Source organism: Glutamicibacter sp. FR1, assembly GCF_047300825.1.
Taxonomy (GTDB): domain Bacteria; phylum Actinomycetota; class Actinomycetes; order Actinomycetales; family Micrococcaceae; genus Glutamicibacter; species Glutamicibacter nicotianae.
In genome coordinates, this window is record NZ_CP178602.1 from 1,958,637 (window position 1) to 1,977,242 (window position 18,606).

16 protein-coding genes, 2 tRNA genes and 1 pseudogene are annotated in these 18,606 nt (G+C 55.4%); 8 read left to right on the forward strand and 11 right to left on the reverse strand.

What is annotated here, in order from left to right:
• Positions 1-47: 47 nt before the first annotated feature.
• The 3 genes from ACLQ8T_RS09460 to ACLQ8T_RS09470 all read right to left on the reverse strand — a co-directional run bounded on the left by ACLQ8T_RS09460 (position 48) and on the right by ACLQ8T_RS09470 (position 1,749).
• Positions 48-118, reverse strand: a tRNA-Gly gene (locus ACLQ8T_RS09460).
• A gap of 186 nt (positions 119-304) precedes the next feature.
• The gene (locus ACLQ8T_RS09465) at positions 305-1,273 is read right to left on the reverse strand and encodes an Fpg/Nei family DNA glycosylase (RefSeq protein WP_413454505.1); all 969 of its coding nucleotides are present in this window, start codon (positions 1,271-1,273) and stop codon (positions 305-307) included.
• Positions 1,274-1,275: 2 nt separating this feature from the next.
• Entirely contained in the window at positions 1,276-1,749 is a 474-nt protein-coding gene (locus ACLQ8T_RS09470) for a ribose-5-phosphate isomerase (protein WP_038990807.1), read from the reverse strand.
• 289 nt (positions 1,750-2,038) lie between these two features.
• Between ACLQ8T_RS09470 and pepN the strand changes: the two genes are divergently transcribed.
• From pepN to ACLQ8T_RS09485, 3 genes are all read left to right on the forward strand, one after another.
• Positions 2,039-4,579, forward strand: a complete 2,541-nt coding sequence (pepN, locus tag ACLQ8T_RS09475; RefSeq protein WP_413454506.1) for an aminopeptidase N — start codon at positions 2,039-2,041, stop codon at positions 4,577-4,579.
• A 93-nt stretch (positions 4,580-4,672) separates the two neighbouring features.
• Complete coding sequence (locus ACLQ8T_RS09480; RefSeq protein ID WP_204722310.1) at positions 4,673-5,140, forward strand: OsmC family protein; 468 nt, start codon at positions 4,673-4,675, stop codon at positions 5,138-5,140.
• Positions 5,141-5,162: 22 nt separating this feature from the next.
• On the forward strand, positions 5,163-5,681 hold the full coding sequence (locus ACLQ8T_RS09485; RefSeq protein WP_052253678.1) for a globin: 519 nt from the start codon (positions 5,163-5,165) through the stop codon (positions 5,679-5,681).
• Positions 5,682-5,737: 56 nt separating this feature from the next.
• On the opposite strand, the gene ACLQ8T_RS09490 is transcribed toward ACLQ8T_RS09485, so the two are convergent.
• Positions 5,738-6,382, reverse strand: coding sequence for a hypothetical protein (locus ACLQ8T_RS09490; RefSeq protein ID WP_204722311.1), 645 nt, complete (start codon positions 6,380-6,382; stop codon positions 5,738-5,740).
• Positions 6,383-6,571: 189 nt separating this feature from the next.
• Between ACLQ8T_RS09490 and ACLQ8T_RS09495 the strand changes: the two genes are divergently transcribed.
• Positions 6,572-7,465 (forward strand): acyl-CoA thioesterase, encoded by an 894-nt coding sequence (locus ACLQ8T_RS09495; protein ID WP_413454507.1) that lies wholly within the window; start codon positions 6,572-6,574, stop codon positions 7,463-7,465.
• 31 nt (positions 7,466-7,496) lie between these two features.
• Here ACLQ8T_RS09495 and ACLQ8T_RS09500 read toward each other — a convergent pair whose 3' ends face one another.
• Both ACLQ8T_RS09500 and soxR read right to left on the reverse strand, forming a co-directional pair.
• Positions 7,497-9,233, reverse strand: coding sequence for an MOSC domain-containing protein (locus ACLQ8T_RS09500; RefSeq protein ID WP_413454508.1), 1,737 nt, complete (start codon positions 9,231-9,233; stop codon positions 7,497-7,499).
• Between the two features lie 111 nt (positions 9,234-9,344).
• Entirely contained in the window at positions 9,345-9,851 is a 507-nt protein-coding gene (gene soxR, locus ACLQ8T_RS09505) for a redox-sensitive transcriptional activator SoxR (protein ID WP_413454509.1), read from the reverse strand.
• Positions 9,852-9,984: 133 nt separating this feature from the next.
• Between soxR and ACLQ8T_RS09510 the strand changes: the two genes are divergently transcribed.
• The gene (locus ACLQ8T_RS09510; RefSeq protein WP_413454510.1) at positions 9,985-10,491 is read left to right on the forward strand and encodes a flavin reductase family protein; all 507 of its coding nucleotides are present in this window, start codon (positions 9,985-9,987) and stop codon (positions 10,489-10,491) included.
• A gap of 68 nt (positions 10,492-10,559) precedes the next feature.
• Here the strand turns inward: ACLQ8T_RS09510 and ettA are convergent, their stop codons facing one another.
• The 3 genes from ettA to ACLQ8T_RS09525 form a co-directional block, all read right to left on the reverse strand.
• Complete coding sequence (gene ettA, locus ACLQ8T_RS09515) at positions 10,560-12,242, reverse strand: energy-dependent translational throttle protein EttA (RefSeq protein ID WP_038990800.1); 1,683 nt, start codon at positions 12,240-12,242, stop codon at positions 10,560-10,562.
• 113 nt (positions 12,243-12,355) lie between these two features.
• Positions 12,356-12,805 (reverse strand): single-stranded DNA-binding protein, encoded by a 450-nt coding sequence (locus ACLQ8T_RS09520; protein ID WP_413454511.1) that lies wholly within the window; start codon positions 12,803-12,805, stop codon positions 12,356-12,358.
• A gap of 90 nt (positions 12,806-12,895) precedes the next feature.
• A complete protein-coding gene (locus ACLQ8T_RS09525; protein ID WP_413454512.1) occupies positions 12,896-13,795 on the reverse strand; it encodes a CPBP family intramembrane glutamic endopeptidase in 900 nt (299 codons plus the stop codon).
• Positions 13,796-13,897: 102 nt separating this feature from the next.
• Here ACLQ8T_RS09525 and ACLQ8T_RS09530 point away from each other — a divergent pair.
• Positions 13,898-13,971, forward strand: a tRNA-Arg gene (locus ACLQ8T_RS09530).
• A gap of 94 nt (positions 13,972-14,065) precedes the next feature.
• On the opposite strand, the pseudogene ACLQ8T_RS09535 reads toward ACLQ8T_RS09530, so the two are convergent.
• Positions 14,066-15,748, reverse strand: a pseudogene (locus ACLQ8T_RS09535) (FAD-binding dehydrogenase).
• A 292-nt stretch (positions 15,749-16,040) separates the two neighbouring features.
• On the opposite strand from ACLQ8T_RS09535, the gene ACLQ8T_RS09540 reads away from it, so the two are divergent.
• Positions 16,041-17,258 carry an MFS transporter gene (locus tag ACLQ8T_RS09540; RefSeq protein ID WP_413454513.1) on the forward strand — a complete coding sequence of 406 codons (1,218 nt, stop codon included), beginning with the start codon at positions 16,041-16,043 and terminating at the stop codon, positions 17,256-17,258.
• On the opposite strand, the gene ACLQ8T_RS09545 is transcribed toward ACLQ8T_RS09540, so the two are convergent.
• The gene (locus ACLQ8T_RS09545; protein ID WP_204722319.1) at positions 17,255-17,701 is read right to left on the reverse strand and encodes an Lrp/AsnC family transcriptional regulator; all 447 of its coding nucleotides are present in this window, start codon (positions 17,699-17,701) and stop codon (positions 17,255-17,257) included. The two genes, ACLQ8T_RS09540 and ACLQ8T_RS09545, sit on opposite strands and share 4 nt — an antisense overlap.
• A gap of 156 nt (positions 17,702-17,857) precedes the next feature.
• Between ACLQ8T_RS09545 and ACLQ8T_RS09550 the strand changes: the two genes are divergently transcribed.
• Positions 17,858-18,574: a LysE family translocator gene (locus ACLQ8T_RS09550; protein WP_413454514.1), complete on the forward strand. Its 717-nt coding sequence runs from the start codon at positions 17,858-17,860 to the stop codon at positions 18,572-18,574.
• Positions 18,575-18,606 lie beyond the last annotated feature (32 nt).

Below are 18,606 nucleotides of genomic sequence, written 5' to 3' on the forward strand. Positions count from 1 at the left end.
TGTCGGGTATGCGAAAAGGTCCCGCACAGCGGAACCTTTTCAAACGGAGGGGATGACGGGAATCGAACCCGCGTCATTAGTTTGGAAGACTAAGGCTTTACCATTAAGCTACATCCCCATTTCGCAGCACCTGCGCTACGAACAAGATTCAGTCTAGACCATAAAACTCTTGCTTTGCAAATCGAGGATTCCACGTCTCACTTGGGCCCTCTCCCCTAGCACCCGTACGAAGGACTGGCCGGCAAAACACGCCGATAAGTCGGAACGAAAAGAATTCCATCCGTCTCATCGTGGCACTCACCGACTAAGTCGAGTGTCGTTGACGAGGCCTCTTCTGACAGCGTGGGCACCAATACAACTTCCGAGCCGCGACTTCAGCCAGGGAAATCCGGGCCGAGCATTTACGGCACTGCATGCCTTGCCGTTGGTAAACGTAATACGCGTTGTCTGGCCAAATCACGCCCTGAGGGTCCCGGTCCTCGGGCAAGGTAGTAATGATCTTGCCATCGCGAACACCGTTTTCCATGACGGAGACGATGTCCCACCAAAGTTTCTTGGTTTTCTGAGCACTTAGCTCATTCGCTGGCAGCTCCGGAGAAATACGATTCCGGAATAATGCTTCGGCACGGTAAATGTTCCCAACGCCGGAGATGACGGACTGATTCATTAGCGCGACGCCGATGGGAGTCTTCGTCTTCAACAGATTGGCACGAAATTCTTTGTGCCCTGCTTCAAGCAATGTTTCGGAGTCCGCGATGTCCGCTTGGCCCTTGGCAGCTCTAAACCGAACCGCAGAACCAATCAATGGATCCGGCCCCAGCTTATTCAGGTGCGCTTGAACCCGGTCATGATCCAACACCTCGCACGCCGTCGGCCCACGCAAATCCGCCCAACCATGCTCGGAAACGATCCGTGCCCGTACTGCGCCAACCGGCGCAGGCGGCCCGTTGTACGATTCAGCGTCGGAAGTGGTGCCTGTTTCGATTTCGCCAATCTTCCGTGGCGCACCGATCGACGAGGCACCAATAAAGTGCTGATCGCCGCCGAAACTGAAGGCACCATAGAGTCCTAAATGCACGCGAAGATACAAATCGTTGGAAAAACGGCAGAACAGTTGCTTGCCTTTGGCAAAGGCGTGCTCTAGCTGGTGGCCATCGATTCGTTCCGCATCAGAACTGAAACGGCCTTGCGGGGACGAGACGAGAACCGTTTGCCCGCCAAAGACATCGTCGAATTGGCGGGCAAGGCGGTGAAGGGAATGTCCTTCCGGCACGACTACTCGATGACCTCGCCGGTAGTCTCGTATGCTGCGATCTTGCTGATGCGGCGTACATGGCGTTCAGCTTCGCTGAATGGCTCCGCAAGGAAGGCCTCGATAAGTTCTGCTGCTTCTTCCACCGAGTGCTGGCGCCCGCCCACAGCGATGACATTTGCATTGTTGTGTTCACGGGCGAGCTTGGCGGTGTCCAAGTTCCATGCCAGTGCAGCACGGATACCCTCGACCTTGTTAGCCGCAATCTGTTCGCCATTTCCCGATCCACCCAAAACGATGCCCAGCGCGTCCACGCCGGCACGCTGATCTTCGACGACCGCTAAGGCAGCGTTGATGCAGAACGCCGGGTAGTCATCCTCTGGGTCGTAAGACTTCGGCCCATGGTTGACCATTTCGTAGCCCTTGGCCGTCAGGTGCTTCACTAGGTAGTCGCTGAGCTCGAGTCCTGCATGGTCAGTGGCGATATGCACGCGCATAATCAATTGCCTCAATTACTTGGGAGGGGTCTTTTACTGTCCTATCTAGGATAGCGACCGCAGCACACACTCTCGCTACTTCGCAGCCTCACACCCTGGAGTATTAACCCAATAAGTCTTGCGCTCGTCCCAAAGCACGCAATTTACGGGAGTTATTGGAAAATTGAGTAAATTGTTCGGCCCAATGACTTGCGCAATGCCCCGTCGCAGGTGACACAATGGACAGATATTCAATATTCGTTTCACAACTTCCGCTGATGGATAACCATCACCAAGAATTGGAGAACCCATGCCAGGAATGAACCTCACTCGCGCGGAGGCCAGCGAACGCGCGAATCTGCTCAACGTTGACAGCTACGAGGTAAGCCTGGATCTCACTCAGGGTGAGCGCGTCTTTTCTTCGAAAACTATTGTTCGCTTCACCGCCACTGCCGGCGCGTCGACCTTCATTGATGCAGTCACCGATTCGGTACGCTCGATCAATCTCAACGGAGTAGAGCTGGACCCTGCCGAGCATTCCGATGGCATCCGCATTCACTTGCCGAACCTCGCTGCAGAAAACCTGCTGGTGATTGACGCAGACGCGCTGTACATGAACACCGGCGAGGGCCTGCATCGATTCGTTGACCCAGTGGACCAGGAAGTATACCTGTATACCCAGTTCGAGGTTGCGGACTGCCGGCGCATGTTTGCTGTCTTCGAACAACCCGATTTGAAAGCCACTTTCCAGTTCTCGGTAACCGCACCAAAATACTGGAACGTAGTCTCCAACGCACCTACTCCCGAGCCAATCGAAAACGGCGATTCCGCTACCTGGGACTTTGCGCCGACCCAGCGCATCTCCTGCTACATCACCGCCCTGATTGCTGGCCCCTACCAAGTGGCTCGCGATTCCTTGGTTTCCTCCAGCGGACGCACCGTTGAGCTCGGCGTCTTCGCCCGCGCATCAATGATGCAATACCTGGACGTAGAGAACATCGTGACCATCACCCGACAGGGCTTCGAGTTCTATGAGAAGAACTTCGGCACTCCGTACCCGTTTGAGAAGTACGACCAGCTTTTCGTGCCGGAGTTCAACGCCGGAGCCATGGAGAACGCGGGAGCGGTGACTTTCCTCGAAGAATACGTCTTCCGGTCCCGGCCCACCGGCGCCATGGTGGAACGCCGCGCAATCACCATCCTGCACGAACTGGCGCACATGTGGTTCGGGGACCTGGTCACCATGAAGTGGTGGAACGATCTGTGGCTGAACGAATCATTCGCCGAGTTCATGTCCACGCTGGCCGCAGCGCAGAACACCGAGTTCACCAGTGCCTGGACCACCTTCAACACCTTGGAGAAGAACTGGGCCTACCGCCAGGACCAGCTGCCATCCACCCATCCAATCGTCGCCCCGATCAATGATCTGGAAGACGTCGAGGTCAACTTCGACGGCATCACCTACGCCAAGGGCGCTAGCGTTCTGCGACAGCTGGTAGCTTTCGTGGGTCAGGAAGAATTCATGTCAGGCGTGCGCGAGTACTTCTCCAAGCATGCCTGGTCAAACACCGAGCTGCCAGACCTGCTCAAGGAATTGGAAGCAGCCAGCGGCCGAGATCTGAGCGGATGGGGCGCTCAATGGCTGGAAACTGCTGGAGTGAACACGCTCAAGGCGGAGATGGCTATCGATGAAGACGGCGCCATCTCTTCTTTCGCCATCCGCCAGTCCGCAGTGGCGGAGTATCCGACCCTGCGCCAGCATCGTCTAGCCGTAGGCTTCTACTCGCTGGGCGAGGCTGGCGTGCTGCAGCGAGTGCACCGCGAGGAACTTGATATCGATGGCGAACTCACCGAAGTTCCAGCGCTTATTGGCCGGCAACGTCCAGATTTGGTCCTGCTCAACGACGATGACCTGACGTATGCCAAGATTCGCTTGGATGAAGTTTCCTTGGCCACTGCCACAGAGCATCTGAAGGACTTCGAAGAGTCGCTGCCTCGGACCTTGGTCTGGTCTGCAGCCTGGGATTCTGTGCGAGATGCCGAAGCACCTGCGAGCACATACGTCCAGTTACTGCTAAACAACATTGGCCACGAAGTAGATTCCACCGTAATCATGGTGTTGCTGCGCCAGCTGAACACCTCACTGGACCTCTACGTCGCACCCTCGCACAGCGAAGAGCTTTCGGTTCAGGCTGCAGACCGTCTGTGGCAACTGGCTTCCGAGGCTGAAGCCGGTTCGGACGCACAGCTGCAGTTCGTAAAGGCCTTTGCCCACCGCTCGCGCACCACCGCGCAGCTGGACCAGGTCAATCGCCTGTTCGACGGCTCGGCAAGCTTGGCAGGCCTCGTAGTGGACACCGATTTGCGTTGGTCCTTGGCCATGGCGCTGAGTGCTGGCGGCTACATGAGCGATGCCGATCTCGACGCCGTTCTGGCCAACGACGATACTGCCAAGGGCAAGGCGTCGTGGTACACAGCGCGGGCTTCCCGACCGACTGCTGAATCGAAAGCAGAGGCATTCGCGGCTGCAACCGCAGCCACCCTGTCCAATGATCAGCAAAGCGCAGTTATTACCGGTTTCAACAACGTGCACGACAACACGCTGATCGCCGGATACTCGGAGAAGTACTTCGGGTTGCTCGTCAACGCCTGGGAATCCTACTCCCACGAGATGGCCAAGCAGATCGTGCTGGGCTTCTACCCTAGCTCCAACGTTTCCGAGGAAACCTTGAAGCAGACAGATGAATTCCTTGAGTCCTTGGGCTCCAAGCACGCCGCGATGCGCCGTTTGCTGGTGGAGTCGCGTGCCGACGTTGTCCGCGCGCTAGCCGCACGCAAAACCGATGCGTAGGTTCTAGGAATCTAGGGTCGTTCAAGGGGTGGCTTCTTCCGCTCAATGCGGAAGTAGCCACCACCTTGTGGTTAAAAGTGGGAGAATGGGTTCATGGACCTCTCGCAACATGAATACCAGGTGGGCCTTGAATGGACCGGCAATCGTGGAACCGGAACCGAAAGCTATCGAAGCTACGGCCGGGACCATGTATTGCGTGTTTCGGGGTTGCCAGAATTGCCAGGCACCGCGGATCCAACCTTCCACGGGGATCGCGATCGCTGGAATCCAGAACAGCTTTTGCTAGCTGCACTGAGCCAATGCCACATGCTCTCGTACCTCCATGTAGCAGTCACCCATGGCGTGAATGTCACCGCTTACACGGATGATGCCTACGGAACGTTGCGCCTTAACCGGGATAACAGCGGTGAGTTCACCCAGGTCATGCTGCGGCCCACAGTCCATCTTGCCGATGAATCCCAGCGCGAGCTTGCCGATTCGCTCCACGCCCAAGCAAACAAGGTTTGCTTCATCGCCCGGTCTGTCAACTTCCCGGTTCTCCACGAGCCGGTTGCCCCCTAGCGCCTTCTGAGGAAAATTACGAATGACTGAAAACCAGCCCACAGCCTCCGACCGCAAGAAGGATCCCTTCAGCAATCCGTTGGTTCTAGGCCGCTCCAGCCAAGAGTTCTTGGATGCTGCAGAGGCACCGATTGATGTTGCCGACTTCCCGGGAACCTTTTATGCAGAAGTCGGTGGCCGTGAGGTATTCGCACAGTTAACGAAGAATTTCTATAGTTCAGTTGCCGAAGATGCAGACTTCCGGCGGATGTATCCGGAAAAGGAACTTCATGCTGCACAGGTTCGACTCCAGCTGTTTCTGGAACAATACTGGGGCGGTCCAACGACATTCTCCGAGCATCGTGGTCACCCGAGACTGCGCATGCGTCATGCCAACTACCCGGTGAACAGCCACTATCGTGACGTGTGGCTGGGCCACATGAACAAGGCTATCGACCAACTCGAGCTGCCGATGCTGCAAGCAGATACTTTGCGCGATTATTTTGAGCGCGCAGCCCACTCGCTGCTGAACACTCCGGACGGACACCAGAGCCTGCTCTAGAAAGTATGGACTAGAACCGCCAATAGGCGAATTCTAGTCCATTTCTCTAATTCGGCTTAGCCGAGCAGTGAAGCCTTGCGCACCAGGACGTGCCCTCGTTCGTTGCTCAGTCGAGTCCAGCTGCCGTTGCGAAGTACTCGGCACTGTCCGCCAGGAATCAAGAATCCCAGCGCATGCATGGCAAATGCAGCGCCCATCGGCAGTTCCATTCCCACGTCCGGCACCTGTGTCGACCAGATTCGCTGGCGCACCTGCACTAGCACCGGCAATCCAGGGTTTTCGGGCAACGCCTGGGCCACGGCGTCGATGCCGCTTTGAGCTGAGGACGACAATGTGTCGTTCGCTACGGCCCCAGCGTCTTCCCAACCGGAAACGGGAACTGAGATCCCGGCCCATTTTGGATTCTCTTCAACCGGCGGGAGGGAGAATTCAACGGACGTCTCCCCCATGCGGGCAAGGCGATCTTGAATGGAAGCCAGAGAGTAACTGGCATTGACTTCCGCAGGCTGGGCCAGGCGATGCACGCGCATCCCGAGAATGGTGTAACCACCCTGCCCTAGATCAGCAGGGACAAGAATCGGTACATAGACTGCTAAAGCCGTCTTTCGGGCGACGAATTGGGCCGCGCCATCCTCAATCGTTTTCGCGCGGCTAATAAAGTTCGCTAAGTCGCTTACTGAATTGCTGTCGTCGAAATTCACTGCATCACTCGCCATACATTCATAATCTCACGTAGCCACAGCGATGTGCGGCGAGTTTGCTCATGGCGTGATATCGACCGAGGATACGTATAGTTTTCCTATGAGACCGAATTTCCATGAGAAATTGTTACTTTCAAGTAACATTGACCCTGGTTCAGTTCCATTAGCGCATGACGAGGAGCCCGCACAGTGACCGAAGACTTAGGCACCACCCAGATCCTGCTGGATCTATTGAACCTGGATGGAGAAGACCAGGCGCGCACAGATGAGGATATCTTCATCGGTCATACCCCTGCTCAGAATCGACCCCGCGTTTTCGGAGGACAGGTTCTAGCCCAGTCCATAATCGCTGCCACGCGCACCATCGAGCCGACCCGTGCCATCCATTCCCTGCACGGATACTTCTTGCGCCCGGGAGACCCGAACCAGACCATTACCTTCGGCGTACAGCGCTTGCGCGATGGCCGCTCATTCTCCGCTCGCAGAGTGCACGCTTACCAAAACGGCGAACCGATCTTGTCGATGATCACCTCGTTCCAAGAGCCTGCCATCGGCTTGGAGCATCATGATCCGATGCCCATCGATGTCCCAGAGCCGGAGTCGCTTCCGACGACAGCGGATCTCGTGGGCCACTTTGACCACCCGGTAGCCAAGGAATGGGCATTCGAACGGCCCTTCGACGTACGTCATGTTTCCGAACCGATTTATCTACCTGGCAATTCGAGCAAGATCGCCGATAGCGCGGTCTGGCTCCGCACTACGTCGTCAATGCCAGATGACTTGTCGCTTCACCGCGCAGCGTTGGCGTACGCCAGCGACTACATGTTGCTTGAACCCGCTCTGAGAGCCCATGGTGTGCCGTGGGTTCATCGTGGGTTGAGCATCGCCAGCCTCGACCACGCGATGTGGTGGCATCGAGATTTCCGTGTTGATGAATGGCTACTCTACGTACTTCATTCACCATCGGCGTCTTCAGCCCGTGGGCTTGGAACTGGAAAGTTCTACAACAAAGCCGGCGAGCTGGTCGCTACCGTCGCCCAAGAAGGCATGATTCGCCTGCCCGAGTTCTCGGACGGACACTAGTTACTTATCTGAAGCGCAGCGCCCGTGCAGTTCATGCTCCTAATTCAATGTCGCCCGCTGGCACAGCCATGCAGGTGAGGATCTGGTCTTGTTCCACGCGGGCGCTAGGCTCTAACGGGTACGAGACTCTGCCCTTCAGAAGCTTCACAGCGCATTCGCCGCACGAGCCCGAACGGCAAAGGCTTGCAGGATCAACGCCTTGCTCTTCGAGCGCTTCGAGCAATACGCCGTCTTTGGCACTCCAAGTGAAGGACTTTCGGCTGTCACGACAAGTGACCTCCGCGGATGGATAATCCTCGAATAGCCTGTCCAGGTCAGTAGTGGGCGAGGCGAAGATTTCACGGTGAATCTGTGAAGCAGGAATTCCCGCTCGTTCGCATGCCTCAAAAACCATACTGGTGAATTTTTCCGGTCCGCACACCACTACGCTGTCACAACCCTGTAGATGCGGCGATATCTCAGCAGGCCCGGGCCTGCCCTCAGTTGTGTCGATTCGGTTCAGGCAGATTGACGATTTCAGTTCAGAAGCCATCTGCTCCAAACGGGAGTACAGAGCACTTGCTCTTCCGCGTTCAACATGAATGATCCGCAACTTACGGCTGTCATTGGCCGTGGCCGCATCGCCGAGCAACCCCAAAGCAGGGGTAATGCCAATACCTGCGCTGATAATCGCGGTGCAGGTACCCAAGACCTTGGTCGAGGTCAAGACCCCGTAGGGCCCCGAAACGAGAACCTGCTCTCCCTTATTCAACTGTGCAATCTTGGTTGAGGCTTCGCCCTGGACACGCACATCGATACCGATCCTCGGGCCAGCCACGGATGTAATGGTGTAATTTCTCCACAGAGGATCCGGCAGGTGAACCCTCAAGTGCATCCCCGCTTGATAGTGCTCGCCAATCCATCCGAAGGGATCTTCTAGAAGGAGTTCGAACACTCCAGCACCCAAATCCTGTTTCCGCGATACGGTCATGAACCGTGGCGAAACCTTGGATGGCACGAGTTCCTCAGCTCCAGATGAATCGTCTTCTATTTGAATCTCAGCGCCGGCCTCCAAGACGCCCGATTCCAAGACAGTTCCGTAAATGCCACAGTGGATATGGCCGAAGTAAGTCGCCAGCAAACGTGGTCCATTCGTATCCACTTCGGTCGACACCGGATTTACAGATGTCGCTGAGCAACGAGCGATCGACTTGGTGATAGCAATACGGACATCACCAATGCGCAGCACTTTTCCGATCAGCTCGTACTCGGCGTAGGCTGGCAACCCCTCAATCAACAGGTTCCCGCGGTACCGGCGCGGATCCATGTGCACACCTGATACTCTCGATAGTTCCGCAACCGTATTCGGGTTAATGATCGAAATGCCAGACAGGCGGGAATCGAACATTCCTTGCGGGGCAGACACAAATTTTCGCGGATTAGGTCCCTGTGGTGGCAAGTATTTCGAAAGGTACGCACGAGCGACATCCATGTCAGCTTGGTTGTTAACGTTAAAGCTGAGAGGCGCCGCACCGGTCGAAGCAGGGGCTGTCATGGAGATCAGTGGAGGCTGCGAATGGACCCGCCACTTTTGCAAGCTCTTGTTGTTCTTTAGGATCGTGAAGCTAAGGCAGCTCTCCCACTGGTCATCGCGATGCATGACGGTGCCATTGCCAAAGGCAACACGACGGTCGCCTTCCAGACCGCTTCCTTTACTTACGGCTGCCGAGTCAATTTTTTCGCCCGGCAATCCCTTAATAGGGAAACGGAATATTTGAGCAATCCTCATGGTGGCATTCTAGCCAGACCTGGGTTCTTTGCGGGAATTCGGAACGGGCCGCATCGAAGTCAACTCCGCATTCATGGAACTTTCGAGCCAGCTTCTAAGAATGGCCTGCTGCTATTCCGGTTCGTTCGCAACAGCTCCAGGAGTATCCAATCGCCGCGCTCCCGCGCCCTCATACGCTAATTTGTCTTCCGGATTCAGCAGGTTGCAGGCCTGCATCGATAGGCAGCCGCATCCGATGCACCCCATAAGCCGATCTTCTAGCTCCTCAATTGCACGTCGCCGCGCTTCGAGAACTTTCTTCCACTCTTCAGTTGCCCGCAACCAATCGTTTTCTGTAGGGATTTTCCCCATAGGCACTGGCGCCAAGGCACGTTTGATGTCGCTGAGCGGAATACCTAATTTGCTGCCCACAGTGATCAAAGAGATCCGCCGCAACAGGTGGCGGGGAAAGCGTCGCTGATTTCCAGCCGTTCGTGTAGCCGCGATCAGGCCAATTTCTTCGTAGTAGTGCAGAGCGGACCTTGCCACGCCAGTGCGGTCACTGACTTGACCGATACTGAGCAGCTCTTGACCGGGATATTCATTTGCACAATCGCCATGTTCCGCTGTGTGAAGCATCACCTGCCCCTTTCTTGACCTCAAGTTTACTTGAGGTCTTAGGGTAGAGGTATTCAAAGTTGTTGGCAAAGGCTCGGGCTTTTGCATCAGTTACTGGGGTTGGCACTCTAACTTCAGGCAAAGGAGCTACTTAGTGAGCGAATTATCAAATGACTTCCGCACAGCCTTCCGTCACCACCCGGCTGGAGTAGCACTAATAACAGCAACCATCGACCAGGCATATTACGGCTTAACGATCTCTTCTCTGGCGTCGCTGTCAATCGATCCAGTTGCCGTTTCGTTTTCGCTGGCCAAAGAATCAGGAGCCGCCGGCGCCGTACTTGCTGCACAAAGCTTCGTCATCCACCTACTTGGAGAAGACCAGCAAGAGTTGGCTGGCAACTTTGCCCAGCCCGGTGCCCCGCGATTCACGCGTGACCAAAACTTCCGGATCCTCCCGACCGGTGAACCGCACTTTATTGAAGCACCGGTTGCCTTTCGGGCCAGCATTCACTCTTCGATCAGCATTGGAGGTTCCCGACTGATCGCGGCTGAAGTCCACGAAGTCCTCCACGGTCAACGGCTGCAGCAACACTTGGTCTACCAGGATCGAGAGTATCTGAAGCTCTCCGAATTGCGTGCTGCATCCGCATCGAATTAACAGATGCGGGCCACACAGGGCATAAAATTAGCCGCCACATTCGTGGCGGCTAATTTTATGCCCTGCTATTAATCACGGGTCAGCCGGCGATGGGTGACGCGGTGTGGCTTGGCTGCATCGGCGCCCAGTCGTTCAACCTTGTTGCTCTCGTAGGAGTCAAAGTTGCCTTCGAACCAGTACCAGTTCGCCGGATCTTCCTCAGTGCCCTCGTAGGCCAGGATGTGGGTCGCGACTCGGTCCAGGAACCAACGATCGTGCGAGACCACGACAGCGCAGCCCGGGAACTCGAGCAATGCGTTTTCCAACGACGAAAGAGTTTCGACATCCAAGTCGTTAGTAGGCTCATCGAGCAGCAACAGATTGCCGCCCTGCTTGAGTGTCAAGGCCAGGTTGAGGCGGTTGCGCTCACCGCCGGAGAGCACACCTGCCTTCTTCTGCTGGTCTGGACCCTTAAAGCCGAAGGCCGAAACGTAGGCACGCGACGGCATTTCAACCTGTCCGACGTTAATGTAGTCAAGACCGTCCGAGACTACTTCCCACAACGACTTCTCAGGGTCAATATTCTCGCGGTTCTGGTCGACGTAGGAGATCTTGACGGTGTCGCCGATCTTGAGCGTTCCGCCGTCAAGCTCTTCAAGTCCAACAATGGTCTTGAACAGAGTCGACTTGCCAACACCGTTAGGACCGATGACACCAACGATGCCGTTACGTGGAAGAGAGAACGACAGGCCATCGATCAGCACACGATCGCCGAAGCCCTTCTTCAAGTTCTCGGCCTCGATGACTACCTGGCCAAGACGCGGGCCTGGTGGGATCTGAATTTCCTCGAAGTCCAGCTTGCGGGTGCGCTCGGCCTCCGCTGCCATTTCTTCGTATCGTGCCAAACGGGCCTTGGACTTGGTCTGCCGGCCCTTGGCATTCGAACGAACCCATTCAAGTTCTTCTGCCAGGCGCTTAGCAAGCTTCTGGTCCTTCTTGCCCTGTACTTCCATGCGTTCGCGCTTCTTCTCCAGGTAAGTGGAGTAGTTGCCCTCGTATGGGTGCAGGCGACCACGATCAACTTCACAGATCCATTCGGCGACATGGTCCAGGAAGTAGCGGTCGTGGGTTACGGCCAATACGGCACCTGGGTACGATGCCAGGTGCTGTTCCAGCCACAGGACGGACTCGGCATCCAAGTGGTTAGTGGGCTCATCGAGCAGCAGCAGATCCGGCTTCTGCAGCAGAAGCTTGCACAATGCTACGCGTCGACGTTCACCACCGGAGAGATGGGTGACTTTCTCGTCGCCCGGTGGGCAGCGTAGGGCGTCCATTGCCTGCTCTAGCTGGTTGTCGATGTCCCATGCGTCGGCTGCGTCGATCGCTTCCTGCAGCTTCCCCATCTCTTCCAGGAGCGCGTCGAAATCGGCGCCTTCCTGAGCCATCTCTTCAGAGATCTCGTTGAATCGGGTGATCTTTTCGTAGATTTCTCCGACGCCTTCCTGGACGTTGCCCAGAACGGTCTTTTCTTCATTTAGTGGTGGTTCCTGCAGGAGGATGCCTACCGAGTAGCCGGGTGAAAGACGTGCTTCACCGTTCGACGGGGTATCGAGTCCCGCCATGATCTTCAGGATCGTTGACTTACCAGCGCCGTTTGGGCCCACGACACCAATTTTGGCACCGGGGAAGAACGACATGCTGACATTGTCAAGGATGACTTTGTCACCAACGGCCTTGCGGGCCTTGGTCATCGTGTAAATGAATTCCGCCATACCTTTAAGGCTAGTCGGTTACCGTGGTCATTTCCGAATCCACACACCACTATTTTGAGTTGGTGGTGCCCGGATTCACACGAAACCATCGAACACCACCAAAGCGTGCTCGTTCAGGCCGCTTCCCCATCATCGTTTTGCCAGCTTCCTTCGGTGTCCGCCGAGCGTGATGGATGCTGAACTCGATCGATTTCGCCGGTGTCTGCCCGCACTCGGCTGAATGAACTGGTCCCGAAACGAAGATCGTGACCAATTGAATACGCTTCGATGTCTGCGCTGATTCCGCGAGTTCCATCGGCGCGTTCAAAGTCCCGGATCTGGAGTTTTCCAAAGATCATAACGTGGTCGCCTTGCGCTAACGATTCCATGGAGTTCTCCCCCAGTCCGCGGAAGGCCGAGACGGCATACCAATTGGTCGGCCCATCAGCCCACTGCCCGGTTTCAAGGTCGCGTTTACGCTCATGTGTAGCTACGCGGAATTTCAGGATTGAAACGCCCTTCGGCGTAATGCTGAGTTGAGGCTCCGTTCCAACAATGCCTCGGATTGTCACAAGGTCACTCATGAACCTGTCTCCTTCTTGACCCGAATGCCAGAAACTTTTTCTGCCATTGAATCTGATGGTGGCCCACTAAGAGTGACGATGGTATTGGAATCAGCGGAGTGGGGATAAGTTCTTTGTTCTTTGCTGCTTGAAAGCCCCGAACGGAATCATTACTGCTATGACCAGACCTGGGAGTATCCAGCCGGACCACCCTAAAATAGATCCCTTTGTTGCATCCAGTGGTACTCCCAGCACCATGAATAGCGAGACGAGTCCGGCGCTCGCATTGAATGCGCCGTGTGCTAAGGCCGTTGGCCACACGGAATCGCTGTAAGTTCGCAACCAACCAAGGAATGCACCAAATACGATGCACATGCCGCACATGGCCAGGACACCCCATGGCCCCGTCGCCATCGGATAGTTGTACCCCAACAGAACCAGTGGCGCATGCCAAGCGCCCCAGATAGCGCCGGATATCAAGATGGCAGGGAGCTGTCCGTACGATTGCAACCGAACCCAAAGCCAACCACGCCACCCGATCTCCTCGCCTAAGGCGAACAGCGTGTTGAAGAGACTGGCGATAACTATCACCCCGGCTTGCCCTAGGAGGTACTTGGCTGGTCCGGCCTCGCCGGAAACGAAGTGCAGAACTGTAAAGCTCTCCAGATCCCCGGGGAATACGCCTAGCCACGTTCCGACGAGCGGCGCCTGGAGAATGAGAGCTAGCGGAATCATGTAAGACAGCACCAGAGCAATTAGGAACTTTCCAGGTCGCTTGATAGGCCACAGCCCGACATCCGCGGGGAAGCTCTTCACCCGTCGCTCTGCAATTGCGATCATTAGAGCAGCTACTGTCGGGGTAAACATCATGGCCGTGGCGATGCCCGGCAACCTGGCATCGTTAATGCCATCTCCTCGCCAAAGTGGAAGTGCAACCGCCCAGGCCAGCGCCATGCTGAGTACACAGAAGCAAACGATGCTCAAAATGCCACCGATTCTCAATTTCGGCAACTTAACTACCCCAGATCAGATGATGATGCGCGTACATCTCACCAGCCTAACGGCCTTAAGTCGTATTTTTGGGGAACAATGAGCTAAACTATTTTCGGTTATGCCTCCGTAGCTCAGCTGGATAGAGCAAGAGCCTTCTAATCTCTAGGTCGCGCGTTCGAGTCGCGCCGGGGGCACGGTCAAGAAACCGCCGTTCACTTGGTCAAACAAGTGAACTGCGGTTTCTTTTTGTTTACTCGGAAACAGGTTTTTGACCATAGTTTCCATTCCTTATTGCAGCGCTCCTACCAGTGCTCGACCTACTTGACGTCCACTGAACAAACACCCTCCCAAAAAAGTGCCCTCGAGCGCGTTATATCCATGCATCCCACCCCCACCGAACCCAGAGGCTTCACCGGCTGCATAGAGTCCGCCAAAAATGCTTCCATCTTCCTTGAGAACCCTTCCGGAAAGGTCCGTCTGCAATCCCCCTAGGGATTTTCGCGTCAGAATATGCAACTTCACTGCAATTAACGGCCCGGCAACAGGATCAAGAATCCTGTGAGGAGCTACCGCCCGGGTGAGACGGTCGCCAATGTACTTGCGCGCATTGCGGATCGACTGAATTTGCTGATCCTTGCTGAATGGGTTCTCAATTTGTGAATCCCGAGCAAGCAAATGCTGGCGGAGACGCTCCGGCTCAACAAATGCTTGTGGCGCTATGGAATTCATCTTCGTAGCAAGTTCTTCCACGGTAGTAGCCGAAACGAAGTCAGCGCCTTTGTCCAAGAAGTCTCGAACCGGCGCCGGCGCCCCTTTGCCGAAGATCCGGTCTTTCACAACCCCGGCCTTGTCCCGATTAGTCAGGTCCGGATTCTGTTCCGAGCCGGACAGAGCGAATTCTTTCTCAACTATTCGCTGGTTCAGCACGAACCATGAGTAGTCGTACTTTCGCGCAATTGGATCCGTTCGAAGATACTTCAGCGTGCCCAGGGTGTCATGCCCCGGAAGACATGGCGCTTTGAGCCGGTTTCCCTCTGCGTCGAACCACATGGAACTGGGACCAGGCAGGATTCGTATTCCGTGTGACGGCCAAATCGAGTTCCAATTCTGAATTCCCTCGGTGTAATGCCACATTCGATCCCTATTGGCCCAACGTGCACCAGATGCCTGCGCTAGCTCGATGCCGCTTCCATCAACGTATTCCGGAACCCCGGTGATCATGTGTTCTGGTGCATCGCCAAGCCTAGTGGGCCAGAATTTTCGCACCAGGTCGTGGTTCCCACCAATTCCACCAGTCGCAACGACCACTGCCTCAGCCGAAAATTCGAATTGGCCCAGGACGGTTCTGGTGGAACCCTGTCCCCGCTGAGCGTCATCTGGCGACAGGACCTCGCCACGAACACCGGTGACCGAGCGGCCAGTAGTCACCAGCTCGGTGACTCGATGGCGATTGAGCAATTGAACTTGCCCCATGCGCAGTCCTTCGCGGATCCTGTCGGCGAATGGTTCTGATACGCCAGTCCCGGTTCACCACGCGATGTGAAATCGCGGTACCGAATTCCCATGGCCCTCGGCACGACCGTCGCCGCGCTCAGCCCAGCCCACTACTGGTGTCAGATCAATACCTTTTCGCTTGATCCAAGATCACTTTTCAGTGGCCGCGAACTCGAGGTAAGCTTTCGCCCATCGGTGCGCCCACACATCCTCATTTCCCAGGCGGTCGAATTGAGCGCTATGTTGCCAATCCGACCACGCAAGATCAAATGAATCGCGGACACCTAAACGACGTTGTTCCGGGGTGTCAACCAAAAACAATCCACCGAAAGACCGGTAGGCCTGGCCGCCAAGATTCGCCGAGTTTTCCTGATCTAGGTTCCGAACTTTTAGACCGGCATCAAGTGCTTCGGCTGCAACCACCAATCCAGCTAGCCCCGCACCGATTATCAGTACACTGCCAAATCCTGACCCCATCGGATTATTGCCACCTCGGATGGTATGTAGTGAACGATTATTTACCTAGAGCCTACTTGCTGGTGAGCAAAGTCACCATGGCTATACGCTCCGTCCCCATGCACCTGACTGGCGCAGATTGCTTCCCGAGAACCAATTCCTTTGCCCTGTGCTGGCCCTCGATTCTGTGAATCTCATGACTACCAGCGGTGCAACGGCGCATAATCAAACGGAATCCGGACTGGACAGTAACTTATCCCTCTATTTTGAGATAAACTCTAGGAATTGTAGAAATCGAAAGGGATAGTCTCTGATGGTCCAACTGGTCGCCCACCTCGCGCGACAGCGAATCACGGAACGTACCAGCATCAACCTAATATTCCTTCTTGCAGGATTATCTTTTGCGACTTGGGCGGGCCGCCTATCGATCATCGATACCGTTTTCGACTTCTCTGGCCTAAGCCTTGGGTCGTTCTTGATCTGCAGCACCGTCGGCACGCTGCTCGGCATCTCTCTGATTCCAACTATCAGTAAATTTGTACCTACGCGACGATTATTGTGCTGCCTACCCATTGGACTCGCAGCATGCCTAGTCATACTCGGCATAGCTATCTCCATAACGGCCAACGCCTCGCTTGCCTACATTGCCCTCTTCTTATACGGGCTCACATTTGGCTGCCTGGATATCATGATGAATGTCAGCGGAGCCCAAGTAGAGCGACGAGTGGGGCGTAGCATCATGCCTTCGCTTCACGGCTTCTTCAGCTTGGGAACACTACTCGGTGCCGGTCTGGCAACTGCAACCATCTCGATGCATATTCCTAGCATCTGGCACTTTTCCCTAGTATCAGGACTCATTGCCATTCTCGCCTACATTGCCCATAAGGGCGTCACCTGCTGGGAAAACGAGAACTTCGTTCCCAGCAACAAAGATGCCCGCCAAGGTCCGGCGCAGGCCACCAAGAAGAACTGGTTATTGCTATTACTGGGTGTAATGGTTGCCGGACTGAGCTTCACAGAAGGTGCGGCCAATGATTGGATCGCCGTAACTTCAGTCGACGGACACGGCTTCGAACATCGAATCGGTGCGCTCATGTTCACCCTGTTCGTCGCCGCAATGACTCTGGGACGCTTTGTCGGCGGTCGACTAGTGGACCAGTTCGGTACGAAGAACACTCTCCTGATCATGGGACTTATCGGCCTGCTCGGTGTTGCCCTATTCATCACCGGAGCAAATCCGTACCTCGTTGGCCTCGGCTCAATGATGTGGGGCTTGGGCAGTTCACTCGGATTCCCCCTTGGTATGAGCATTGCCGCATCGCGCGGCGAACGGCTTGGCCCCAAGGCCGTGAGCATCGTGAGCGCTTTTGGGTATGGCGCGATGCTCGGTGGGCCGCCTTTTATCGGCTTCGTCGTCGATACGCTGAAGCTGCCTCAGGCACTATGGATTTGCGCGATTGTGCTCATTACTTCTCTGCTGTTGACGCCTGCGGTAACTCGCATTGGCAAGCCGGCGGACAAGAACTCCTAAACCGGCAGCATGGCTCGCTCCTTGATATTCCGCATGACGATGGTGCTTGTCAGCTTTTCCACCCCAGGCAACTCCACAAGCACCTCGTCGTATACCCGCTGGTAATGCGACAGGTCAGTGGCGAAGACACGTAGCAAGAAATCTGGTTCGCCGAAAAGGCGTTGAGCATCAACTATTAGCTCCTCACGCTCTACGGCTGATTCAAAGTGCTTCAGCTGCGCTCGGTCTTTCAAGGTGACGAAAACCAGAGCTTCGAACCCCAGACCTATGAGCTCGGGGTCAATTACCGCCTGGTATCCGCTGATCACCCCCTTGCGTTCAAGTTCTCTGATCCGTCGATGGCAGGGAGCCACAGATAGTCCGACTTTCGCCGCTACGGCAGTCGCGCTCATGCGCCCGTCGTTCTGCAGTTCGGCCAAAATCGCTCGATCTAAATCATCCATGAATTCAGATTACTGCACAAATAATTTGCGCAAAACTCATTCAGGTACTATTTTTCTTGCTTTCCGGACGGATATCCCCGGAAATTCAGCAAGCACATTTCACAAATTTTTGCCTAAGGTTGCCACATCACTGAATTATGGATTTTTGGAGAAGCATTGGACCTCGCACAGTTCGCCGGATTCCTCCTGGTATCAGTTACCTTGGCCTGCACGCCCGGCGCAGACTGGGCATACATCATTTCCTCGGCACTTGGTAAAGCGGGCTTTCGCCCAGCCGTATGGGGATTACTCGCAGGTTACTTGGTTCATACAGCCCTCTTGGTGTGTGGAATTGCTGCCTTGGTAGCGAGTTCCCCATCCATTCTCTTGTGGCTGACCGCGGCCGGATCGCTCTATTTGCTGTGGCTGGGAGTCGCGACTCTCCGTTCCTGCAAGACCGCGAAATTCTTTACTCCTGATGCGGCTTCACTCCCAGAACCTGAAGCGCTGAACGGAAATTCTTCTCAATCCGTGCCTCAACCGTCCAAGGGGTCTGTGGCCCTGCTCGATAAAGTTGAACAACGGTCACCTCGCAGCCAATTCATTAAAGGCCTGCTCACCAGTGGCACCAATCCCAAGGCCCTATTGCTGTATGTGGCCCTCATACCCCAGTACTTGGATTCGTCCCAGCCGATTCCGCTGTCCTTGCAAACTGGCCTGCTTGGACTGACGCATTTCTCGGTTTCAATCCCCGTCTACTTCCTCGTCGCATTGGCCGCGAGCGCACTGCTCCGCTCACGGCCGATGGCGGCCCGCGTGGTAACACTGTGTTCCGGAATCATCATGATCCTCCTTTCCGCAGGCCTGATCTACGAGCAATTCTTCGTCGCATAGAAAATATATTGAACACTGATCAAGACAATTGA

Bases quoted from the DNA above. Each gene is read 5' to 3' on its own strand.
- pepN (WP_413454506.1), top strand. From the start codon at position 2,039: ATGCCAGGAATGAACCTCACTCGCGCGGAGGCCAGCGAACGCGCGAAT.
- soxR (WP_413454509.1), bottom strand. From the start codon at position 9,851: ATGCTTCACACAGCGGAACATGGCGATTGTGCAAATGAATATCCCGGT.
- ACLQ8T_RS09540 (WP_413454513.1), top strand. From the start codon at position 16,041: ATGGTCCAACTGGTCGCCCACCTCGCGCGACAGCGAATCACGGAACGT.
- ACLQ8T_RS09500 (WP_413454508.1), bottom strand. From the start codon at position 9,233: ATGAGGATTGCTCAAATATTCCGTTTCCCTATTAAGGGATTGCCGGGC.
- ACLQ8T_RS09480 (WP_204722310.1), top strand. From the start codon at position 4,673: ATGGACCTCTCGCAACATGAATACCAGGTGGGCCTTGAATGGACCGGC.
- ACLQ8T_RS09520 (WP_413454511.1), bottom strand. From the start codon at position 12,805: ATGAGTGACCTTGTGACAATCCGAGGCATTGTTGGAACGGAGCCTCAA.
- ACLQ8T_RS09545 (WP_204722319.1), bottom strand. From the start codon at position 17,701: ATGGATGATTTAGATCGAGCGATTTTGGCCGAACTGCAGAACGACGGG.
- ettA (WP_038990800.1), bottom strand. From the start codon at position 12,242: ATGGCGGAATTCATTTACACGATGACCAAGGCCCGCAAGGCCGTTGGT.
- ACLQ8T_RS09485 (WP_052253678.1), top strand. From the start codon at position 5,163: ATGACTGAAAACCAGCCCACAGCCTCCGACCGCAAGAAGGATCCCTTC.
- ACLQ8T_RS09470 (WP_038990807.1), bottom strand. From the start codon at position 1,749: ATGCGCGTGCATATCGCCACTGACCATGCAGGACTCGAGCTCAGCGAC.